Origin of the sequence: Methanobrevibacter sp. (genome assembly GCF_045577275.1) — an archaeon.
Taxonomy (GTDB): Archaea; Methanobacteriota; Methanobacteria; order Methanobacteriales; family Methanobacteriaceae; genus Methanobrevibacter.
The window spans coordinates 1-10500 of the sequence record NZ_JAZNIB010000314.1; the positions used below are offsets into that span (position 1 = coordinate 1).

A 10500-nucleotide genomic window follows, 5' to 3' on the forward strand; every position below is an offset into this window, starting at 1 on the left:
TATTTTTTCAATTGTGCCATTTGAGAGTACTATTTCAACTGTATTTTTTTCTGTAATTTCACCTATTACATAAAAGTTCAATTCATTTTCCAATTGATCTTTCAATTCCTTGTTTATTGTAAATAAAAATTCAAAATCCTCTCCTACATGGAGGAACAAGTCAAGATAATTGAGTCCTAAGGCATTAGCTATTTCCTTGAATTCATCTTCTATAGGCAGCTTGTTTTCATAGATTCTAATTCCTTTTGAATATGGATTTGAATCATTGTTTTCATTATCATTATTCTTAAATTGGCATTGTCTCTTATCTGAATTCAATATTTCATAGAACTCGCTGGCAAGGCCGTCTGTAATGTCTGTTGCAGTGATTCTGTTTTGATTAGTGTTGAGATTCCTTAAAATATGGCCTTCAATATACTTCGCTTCCGGCTTCAATGCCTTGAAAAGAGCCATGTCACATAGGCTTGAATCAATTTCATAGGCCCTGTTGATTTTATCTTCAAGGTCTACCATTTCAAACAAGTTGTTTTTGAGTAGCTGTTTCATGTTCAGGAGTTCGAATCCAAGTGCTGCAAGGCCAAGCTCTCCGCTTATGCAGACCAAATCTCCTTCTTTGAATCCATATTTCATCAATGCCTTATCCTTATCCACCTGTCCAATAGCTGTTCCTGAAAGGATTATTTCATTGGCTTGGTTTGTATCCCCTCCTATGAGAGGAATATGATAATCGTCACAGGCCCTGATTACACCGCATATCAAATCATCAAAATCGTCTAAGAGCATGTCCTTAGGAATGGCAATGTTCAATAGAAAGCCAATATTGTCTGCACCCATGCTTGCAAGATCGCTTACATTGACTACAACTGACTTGTATCCCATTTGAAAATAAGTCATGTCCTGTGGAAAATGGCTTGACTGTATCAGCATGTCAGATGATGAGACCAAATAACTATTTTCATTTAGATTAATGTTTGTAAGTGCAGAATCGTCTCCGATTGATGTCTTGTTGTCAAAATCAGTAAAGTCAGATGGATTATGAATTGAGCATATTCTTGATTTTTCTATAATCCTTTCTATAAGTTGCTTTTCACCAATGTCAGAGACTTTCATTTGGCTTGATTTCATATGGGAATATTTGTTTTATATAGTATAAAAAATGTTTTATGATAATAATTTTTAAAAAATATTCAAATAGAAAGAATAAGCATTATAAAAATCGTAAAATAGCTAATTAAAAATAGATTAAACAAATCAATAAAAAATCCTAAAAATAGCTAATAAAAAATATAGATTAAACAATTCAAAAAAATAAAAAAAGAAAAGAGTTTATATAATTAAAACTCTTTATTGAAATAATTTAAGTTTTAGAGCAGTTAGATAGTCAACTTTACCAGTTACCTTTAAACCTTTAGCTTTTTGATACTTTTTAACAGCCCATTTTGTGTAGATATAATACCATCCGTCAATCAATAAGTTGTGACCACGATAAGTTATATAGAAATGGTTTCTTTTTAAAGCTCTTTGAAGTTCTTTGACTAAGAGCCTGTTTTTGGTTTTTGCTGAAATAGTATCGAACTTAACAGTTATCTTGACTTTTTTGCTTACTTTGTTGTAAGTCTTGTCACCAGCATAGGTGATAACTGCATTGTTCTTGCCAACTTTGTTTAATTTGGTAATTTTGAAAGTTGCGACACCTTTAGCATTGGTTTTTGCACTGTATGTTTTACCATTGACCTTTAAAGTGACCTTTTGACCTTTCATTGCTTTTCCTTTGTTGTCCTTTAAGGTAACGGAATAGCTTTTGGTTTTTTGGTAATACTTAAAGGTTTTAGATTTAGCAGTTATTTTTGGAGTAACCTTTTTAACTGTAAATTTAGTGGTTTTGGTACTTGCCTTGTATACGTCGGTCTGTTTGAAGGTTGCTTTTGCAGTGTAGGTTCCTACCTTAAGTCCTGCAACGCTTGCAGTACCTTTTCCATTCACTACTTTTACATTATAGTTTTTGGTTCCAATCTTAACGCCGACATTACCAGTGAATCCAGCATCGGTAGTTACAGTGACAGTTGCTTTGTCTCCATAAGCGATGTTTTTGACCTTAATGTTCAATTTAGGGTCAATCAATGCTTTTTCCTTTACATTGAATGTAGTGGAACTTTCTCCTGCCTTGAAAGTATCGTCACCGAAGTAGGTAACGGTAGCAAGATAATCACCAGGAGCTAAATCATCATCGATGGTGACAGTAGCATAACCATTTTCGATGTTTATAGGATAAACAGCGTTGGAATGGTTCAATTTAATATTAGCTTCACCATTCACGGTTTCATTAGCAGTAACAACCACAACTGCCTTCTGACCTTCGGTAATGTCATCAACTTTAATGGATAAGTTAGGATCTGCTTTTACAGTAAAGCTTGTTGAAGCTTCACCTGGATTGAATCTCTTGTCACCAGCATATTTCACTGAAGCAGTGTATACACCAGCATCCAAATCTTCATCTATTGTAGCTTTAGCAAATCCATTTTCGACAAATACCTTGTGTGGCATAAGATCTCCGTGGAAGGAAACATCTACATAACCTGTGAATGCCTTATCAGCGCTAATTTCTACAGTCGCTTTTTCACCAACATTGATATTATCAACATTAATGCTTAAATTAGGGTCAAATTTGTTTACATTGAAGGTTGTGGAACTTTGATCTGCTTCATATTTGCAGTCACCAGCATATTTCACTGTAGCAGTGTAAGTACCAGCAGGCAAAGCTTTGTTGAAAGTAACTTTTCCATAACCGTTATGTACATAAACAGCATATGGGTTGAGAGAACCTTTTAAATAAACATAAACAGTACCACTAAATGAATGATCAGCACTGATTTCAGCAGTAGCCTTTTCACCAACATGAACGTCAGCAACCTTAATGCTTAAATTAGGATCGAATTTGCCTACCTTAAAGCTAGTGGAACTTTGGTCAGCTTCATATTTGCAGCTACCAGCATATTTCACTGTAGCAGTGTATACACCAGCAGGCAAAGCTTTGCTGAAAGTAACTTTTCCATAACCGTTCTTAACATAAACACTATGTACCAAAGGAGAACCTTTTAAATAAACATAAACAGTACCACTAAATGATTCATCAGCACTGATTTCAGCAGTAGCCTTTTCACCAACATTGACGTCAGCAACTTTAATGCTTAAATTAGGATCGAATTTGCTTACTTTAAAGCTGGTGGAACTTTGGTCTGCTTTGTATATTAAACCACCACAATATTTAGCTGTAGCAGTGTAAGTACCAGCAGGCAAAGATTCCTTGAATGTCACTTTTCCATAACCGTTCTTGACTGAAACGGCATATGGTATAGGTGAACCTTTCAAGTAAACAAGTACAGTACCACTGAAGGAATGTACTGCATGGATTTCTGCGGTAGCCTTTTCACCAACATTAACATCATTGACTTTAATGCTTAATTGAGGGCTAAGTCCTCTATCCATTTCCAAGTTCTTATCTTCAGCAGCCTTTTTAACATCCTCATTATTTACGTCAGAACTGCCAGTGTCTACATCCTTACTGTCAACACCATCAGCATCATCTAGATTCTTGTCGTGTCCATCATTTTGCTCATCAGCAACATCCACATCTTTAGTGTCGATGCTGCTGTCTCCTGTGTCATGCTCGATATATTTATTATTATCATCTTGGTTTAAATCGAGCGCACTTAAAGGCGCTAAACAATACATAAGAATAATAAATACACAAGCAATCTTTAAACCGAAATTTTTCATAATAATCACTTCTGTGTTTATTACGAAATAATTTATATAAGGCCTTTACATATATATATTTTCGAAAGCAAGCACTTACTTGCATTAAAATTAGAAATAGAAGAATAGATGAGGTTATTTAATAAAAATAATTAGTTTAAGAAGTTTCTGGAGAATAAATGAAGTAATTTAATAAAAATAATAAGTTTAAGTGATTGGTTGATGAATAAAAAAAATAAGTTAGAAAATCAAGGTCTTAAACTCCTTTTTCATGCAAAGGCAAATGTCATCGTTTTCAAAGATTCCGAAATTATCGGTTTCCTCATATCCTAACTTCTCATATAGAGCTATTGCTGCAGCATTTTCAGTTCCTGTTGTAATATAGGAATATTTGAAGTTATCTTCCATAGCTAACTTTTCCAAGGATTTGACAAGTTTATAGGCTATTCCCTTGTTCCTATATCTCCTTTTAACATAAACTCTTCTTATTTCCACTGAATCCTTGTCAAAAAGACGATAGCTGGCACAAGCTATAGGATTTCCCCAATTAAGAACCAGCAATACTACATGGGGATCTTCCAATTGGTTATAATCAAGATATTTTAAGGATGCATCTCCAATATTTCTATAGTATTCCTCATTCAATTCATTGGAAAGTTGGATGAATCTTTCATCCTTTTCATTTGTCAGGACAGTTTCCATCTTATCACCTTAAAATTATTTTTATAAGATTATCTATAATATAGCTGTTTTTATGTTTACTTTAGCTCTGTAGTGTTTCCCACTTTAGCCAGTTCCTTCTCCCATACTCCAGGATTTTCCTTAACAAATCTTTCGAAGAGCTCTCTGCATCTATCGTCATTTAGAACAATCACTTCAACATCATTGTCATTCAATAGCTTTTCAGCACCCATCAAGGTGGTGTTGTCTCCGATTACAACCTTTGGAATATTGTAAAGTAAGACCGCTCCGGAACACATTGGACATGGTGACAATGTTGTGTAAAGAGTGCATTTCCTATAGTCCTCATAGCTTAGTCCATTTGCATTTTCAATTGCATCCATTTCAGCATGAAGGATTACAGAATCCTTTTGAATAAGCCTATTATGGCCTCTGGATATTATTTCATCATCCTTTACAATCACCGCTCCAATAGGAACGCCACCTTCAGAAAGTGATATTTCGGCCTCCTTAATGGCTTCCTCCATAAACTTTTGATGCATAAGATACCTCTAATGATTTTTATAAAAATTAATATTGATTTCAAGTGTTTTTTTAGTTTTAATATTATATTTAAAAAAAGAATCATAATAATTTTACTGAATAAAAATAATGATTAAAATAAAATTAAAAATAAAATCTCTACAATAAAAAATAACTGAATAAAATTGATAAATAAAAAAAGAAAAAGAAAAATGAAAAATATTTCATTTTAGTTTACATGGAATGTTTTGTGAATTTCAGATCTGGAAAATACATCATCCCCGATTACAATTATCTTCACATCATGGAATCCGTCTGTGAAGCATTCGGTATGATTGAATTGGCATGAAAATCTACCCTTCTTTGCATATCCATACTGTGTTGTACCATCCTCTAAAACAACAGCCACTAAACCGTTATATTGCTCAGCTGTTCTGATACCTACATTTAGAATCTCATCACCTGTAACGTCATTGACGAACGCATATATTTTAGGTGTATTGCTTACTTTGAATGTTGTATTCGCTTCACTATCCAAAAAGTCATCATTACCTTGAGAAATCGCTTCAACAGTATGTTCTCCAGGCAATAATTCATCATATATAAGTACATTTGCATATCCGCGGCTTAAATAGAAAGTTGAAATCTTAACTCCATCCACTTTAACTTCCACCCATCCTGCGTATTTATTGTTTGATTTGACTTCAATTAATGTCTCTTCAGCTGGATCAACATCTGGAACATAAACGCTTAATTCAGGGTCAATCGGTTCATTCTCTTTATCATCTTTGACTTCACTTACTTTAATGTCTTTTGTGCCATTTAAATTTGCATCTTCAATTGCTAAATCAGTGTTATTATTATCATCATCAATTGCTGTGGAATTGTTTCCATTTAAGTCAATAGCTGATAAAGGACTTAAGCAAAAAATAAGGATAATAATAAGACTCATAACTTTAATGTCGAATATTTTCATTGTTATCACCTAAATTTTTTTAATTTTAATTAAATAATTTTAATAATCAATTTTCTTTTCCCAAATCAAATAGAACTATTAATAATCAATATTCCATTTCCTAAACGAAATAGAACTATTTATAATCAATATTCCATTTTCCAAAACATCAATAAAACTGATTTTATACTCCTAATCATTTTTCCTTAACATTGAATTTTATTATTTTGTAACTTTTCCAAACATCAAAAAAGCTATTTCCCTCAAGAATCACATACACTTCATGAGTACCTGGTGTTAAATTATCACTATTGAGTGTATGAGTGAAACAGCCGTTTTTTGCATATTCCTTCACTGAATAATCATCATCTACAGTGAGATAAGCAGATCCATTATAATTTTTGGTTGTGTTGACCTTCACAACTAAAGGATCACCTTGATATATGTCATCAACCTGCACATCCAAAGCACATTGCTTTTCCACTTTAAATGTAGTTGATTTTGTGCTAGCCTTAAATTCACGGCTTTCAGGAGAGCTTGCTTCAACGTTGTGATTTCCAGGCCATAAGTCCTCATCAAAGGTCGCTTTTCCATAACCGTTTTCTATCTTTATGGTTTTGGTCTCAGTTGAGTTATCTAATGCAAGATCTACTTCTCCTGTGTATGACTTGTCTGTATGGACTTCAGCTACAGCCCTTTGACCTGCCAAAATATCTTTAACTTCAACACTTGAAACAGGAGAGATTCTTGACTTTACTTTAAATTGTGTTGTATTCTGTGCTGGAGAACTCTGAACATAAACATTGACGGTGTAAGTTCCTGGTCTTAAGCCTTTGATGGTAGTGCAGGCATAACCGTTTTCCATCCATACCCAATTGTAATTACCGTAGGTACAGATCCATACGCCATCATTAATGAAATCAGCTGTACGAACCTCAATAAAGGCTTCTTCTCCTTCATAAATGTCTTCAACGCTAATTACTATAGGTTCAAATTCCTCATCAGAATCATCAGGATATGCACTTAGATTTTCAGTATTATTTCCTATAGTCTTTTCACTGACATTGCATCCGCTTTGATTGACTGGGCTAAGATTATCATCAAACTGTGCAACGCCCTTTTCATTATCATGTTGATTGATATATTTAGTATTATTATCTAAATCAATAGCGCCTAAAGGAGCTAAGCAAAAGATAAGAATAATAAATACACAAGCATATTTAAAAAATAGCTGTCTCATAAAATCCCTTCACAAATTTCATTTATTAAAAAATAAAGAGGCATTTTCATACCTAGAATATTCTTTTCTAATAAAAAGGTTGTTAAGCCCTATATATATTTATTTCCGAAAGTAAGCACTTGCTTGCTTGCATTACTTATAAAAAATGATGAATGATTTTAATTTGAAAAAAATAGAATAAATGATAGGAATACGAGCAAAAGTAAAAAAAATAGCTATAATAAAAGATTATAATAATTGGTTAAAATATAAAAAATAAAAAAAGAGTTATAATAATTGGTTAAAATAAAAAAAATTAATAAAAAAAGAATTGCTCAAAAGCATATGAAATGATTTTAAGCAAAATAACTTTAAAAGTCATTCATGATTTATGCCTTAATGACATTGAATGTGTACTCTTTATAAGTTTGCTCATATGGGCCGTCTGGGAAAGCAAGTACAGTCAAAGGATGATCTCCTGCTGGTATGTTATCATTATCAAATATGCAGCTATAGTGTCCATTCTTAAAATAGCCGAATTCAAGTGAACAGTAACCTGCAGTACACAATACGAAACCATTGTAATGTTGAGTGGCGCTTAAATTCAACTCCAATCTCTCCCCTTGAGTTATATTCCTATATTGAACGTCTAAAGCTAGGGTACCTCTTACCTTAGATGTGCCTGTTATTTGACTTGCCTTGTATATGTCGGTTTCTTGAGAACTTAGTTGAAGCTTATGCTCTCCCGGCATTAACTCATCATCAAAGCTCACTTTTGCATATCCGTCTTTAATATTTATGGTTTTGGTCTCGTTTTCCAAATTAACGGTTGCATTTCCAGTGAATCCCTTATCAGCGTGGACTTCAGCCACTACTTTTTCACCTGCATCGATGTCCTTGGCTTCAATGCTTAAATTTGGGTCATCCTTACCTTTTTTCTTTATAGTGAAATCAAATTCTTTTTCGGCTATCTCATAATATCCGTCTATAGCTTGAACACGCATAGTATAGTTTCCAGCTGGGAAGGTGCGAGGAAATGTACCAACATAAGTCCCATTTTCTATTAGTCCTAAACAATAGTCACTATATCCTCCATTATATATTTCCCACATGCAAAAGCCGTTGAGATCCTTGGCTGTGTTTACCTTTATATTTATTGGATCATTTGCAAAAGTCTCAGAAACCTCTACATCTAAAAAAGGTGTTTTGCTTACTGAAAATGATGTTTTCTTTTCACTTTCATTGAAGGTGTGGCAGGCAGAGGCGCTAGCTACAACATTGTGATTTCCAGGCTTTAATAATGAATCGAAAACTACTTTTCCATAGCCGTTTTCTATCTTAACGGTTTTGGTTTCAGAGCCATCCAATGTAAGGGTAACCTCTCCGGTATACTCATCATGTGTGTGAACTTCTGCAATCGCATTTTCCCCACCTAAAATGTCCTTGACTTCAACACTCAAATTAGGATCGCGAATAGGCATTACAGTGAATCCAGCTGACTTCAATTGACTGCTCTTATCGCTATAAACATCTACAAAATAATTGCCGCAGTCCAAACCGTCAATGTTCATGGTAGCATATCCATCATGGACCTCTATATATGTCCATTGGTCTTCCCAAGCCACCAATACACTATGAATGGATTTGTCAGTATGAACCTCAACAACAGCAGGATCTCCTACGTAGACGTCATTGACATGAACTTCAAGAGGTTCATATTCAGTTTTTAAATCATTTGTTTCATTGTCAGTAGAATTATCATTTACAGCTTTTTCAGTGTCTGTTTCTTTGCTTTGATCGTCATCATCTACAGTAACATTTACATCATCGATTGAAATGTCACTTCCATTGTCATCTTGATTGGTATATTTAGTATTATTATCTAAATCAATAGCTCCTAAAGGTGCTAAGCAAAAGATAAGAATAATAAATACACAAGCAATTTTGTATCTTAAGTTTTTCATTATATTCACTCCCAAAAATATCTTAAAAATAGTTTGAAACAATATTATATATGGGAGGAGAATATATAAAGATTTGCGAATGCAAGTAATTGCTTGCACTTTAAATTTAAATTAAATGAATGATTATTTTTTATTAATAAAATAAATGATAGATTGCTCTTAAATTTTGTTTTAAAAAGAAAAATTAGATAAAATTGAAAAAAAAGTATAAATAGCTTAAAAATATTTGATAAAAAATAACTTAAAAAAATAGATGAAAATAGAAAAATAATTAAAAAAATTATAAAAAAGATAGAAAATGGTTTAAGACTCTTCAATTAAAGAGCATCATTAACCATGTCTTTCAAGATTTCAATCAATATGTCATCGTCACAGATTGGATCTGGGTATAATATTTCCCCTTCAAATTCCATCTTCACGTCATCATGTCCATGATGATGGTGATGATGTCCGTGACTGTGGCCGTGGTCATGTGAATGTTCATGATCATGGTCGTGATGGTGATGGTGATGATGTCCATGACCATCGTCTTCAATAAGGCCTAATATTGTTGGAATGTCTCTTGTGGTGTGTGCACCAGGTGCAATGAATACAGGCACTACAACAAGTCTGTCCACTTCGTTTTCACTTACAAGCTTGTTTATTGAAGTTGGAATGTTAGGTTCCACAAGTTCCATGAATCCAAAGTCACATGGATAATCGCATTGAGCTTCAAACTGTCCGAACAGGTCTGTAATGAATTCCTTGCTGTAATTCAATCTGCTTCCGTGAACAACTAGGAGTATGCCTGTCTTTGCTTCAGCGTCAAGTTCGGAATCTTCTAGTGCAGAGGATATCTTTTTGTTTATTATATCCAAAAGCTTAGGATTAGGGCCTATAGGACCAAGAAGATCAATGTCTCCATCGAAATCAACCTCTTCAAGGCCGTATAAGTAATGTCCTTCAGGATAGTTTCCGTCAGGCTGTCTTGGGTCCACCTCTTTAGGTTCAAGACCAAGAATGATTGGTATGTCAATGTTAGTGTGAATTCCAGCAGCCAAGAACACTGGAGTTGCAATGATACGTTTTAAACCTGGATTACGCTCTTTTAAAATTTCTATTGCCTGTGGCAAGTTTGGCTTAGCCACTTTCATATAACCTACTTCAGCATCAAATTCTGTATTTGCCTTAAACTTTGCGCATATATCTTTAAACACTTCTTCTGCATAGGGTAGAGTACTCCCATGACTTAATAACAATACAGCTGTATCTTCATAACTCATAATAATCACATATAAATATTATCAATTTATTTCATATTTTATGATTAGAAAAATTTAATAAATAATCATAAAAATTGAAAAGTCCTTGTGAATTTTTCTTAAATTATCTTATACTATAAATTATAGATTTATAGTTAATAA

Annotated in this window: 8 protein-coding genes; all 8 read right to left on the bottom strand. The window is 33.5% G+C overall.

The window, feature by feature from the left end:
• Window positions 1-1125: thiamine-phosphate kinase (locus ACKI67_RS08945; RefSeq protein ID WP_407463188.1), on the bottom strand; the 1125-nt coding region annotated here is incomplete at its 3' end.
• A 219-nt stretch (window positions 1126-1344) separates the two neighbouring features.
• Complete coding sequence (locus ACKI67_RS08950) at window positions 1345-3777, bottom strand: peptidoglycan-binding protein (RefSeq protein ID WP_407463189.1); 2433 nt, start codon at window positions 3775-3777, stop codon at window positions 1345-1347.
• 219 nt (window positions 3778-3996) lie between these two features.
• Complete coding sequence (locus ACKI67_RS08955) at window positions 3997-4458, bottom strand: GNAT family N-acetyltransferase (RefSeq protein WP_407463190.1); 462 nt, start codon at window positions 4456-4458, stop codon at window positions 3997-3999.
• 56 nt (window positions 4459-4514) lie between these two features.
• Entirely contained in the window at window positions 4515-4979 is a 465-nt protein-coding gene (locus ACKI67_RS08960) for a nucleoside deaminase (RefSeq protein WP_407463191.1), read from the bottom strand.
• 209 nt (window positions 4980-5188) lie between these two features.
• On the bottom strand, window positions 5189-5935 hold the full coding sequence (locus ACKI67_RS08965; RefSeq protein ID WP_407463192.1) for a hypothetical protein: 747 nt from the start codon (window positions 5933-5935) through the stop codon (window positions 5189-5191).
• Window positions 5936-6110: 175 nt separating this feature from the next.
• Window positions 6111-7154, bottom strand: a complete 1044-nt coding sequence (locus tag ACKI67_RS08970) for a hypothetical protein (RefSeq protein WP_407463193.1) — start codon at window positions 7152-7154, stop codon at window positions 6111-6113.
• Between the two features lie 368 nt (window positions 7155-7522).
• Complete coding sequence (locus tag ACKI67_RS08975; RefSeq protein WP_407463194.1) at window positions 7523-9097, bottom strand: hypothetical protein; 1575 nt, start codon at window positions 9095-9097, stop codon at window positions 7523-7525.
• A 317-nt stretch (window positions 9098-9414) separates the two neighbouring features.
• Window positions 9415-10359, bottom strand: a complete 945-nt coding sequence (gene cfbA, locus ACKI67_RS08980; protein WP_407463195.1) for a sirohydrochlorin nickelochelatase — start codon at window positions 10357-10359, stop codon at window positions 9415-9417.
• Window positions 10360-10500 lie beyond the last annotated feature (141 nt).

Excerpts from the sequence above, each read along its gene's own strand:
- ACKI67_RS08975 (WP_407463194.1), bottom strand. The coding sequence starts at position 9,097 with ATGAAAAACTTAAGATACAAAATTGCTTGTGTATTTATTATTCTTATC.
- cfbA (WP_407463195.1), bottom strand. The coding sequence starts at position 10,359 with ATGAGTTATGAAGATACAGCTGTATTGTTATTAAGTCATGGGAGTACT.
- ACKI67_RS08960 (WP_407463191.1), bottom strand. The coding sequence starts at position 4,979 with ATGCATCAAAAGTTTATGGAGGAAGCCATTAAGGAGGCCGAAATATCA.
- ACKI67_RS08950 (WP_407463189.1), bottom strand. The coding sequence starts at position 3,777 with ATGAAAAATTTCGGTTTAAAGATTGCTTGTGTATTTATTATTCTTATG.
- ACKI67_RS08970 (WP_407463193.1), bottom strand. The coding sequence starts at position 7,154 with ATGAGACAGCTATTTTTTAAATATGCTTGTGTATTTATTATTCTTATC.
- ACKI67_RS08955 (WP_407463190.1), bottom strand. The coding sequence starts at position 4,458 with ATGGAAACTGTCCTGACAAATGAAAAGGATGAAAGATTCATCCAACTT.
- ACKI67_RS08965 (WP_407463192.1), bottom strand. The coding sequence starts at position 5,935 with ATGAAAATATTCGACATTAAAGTTATGAGTCTTATTATTATCCTTATT.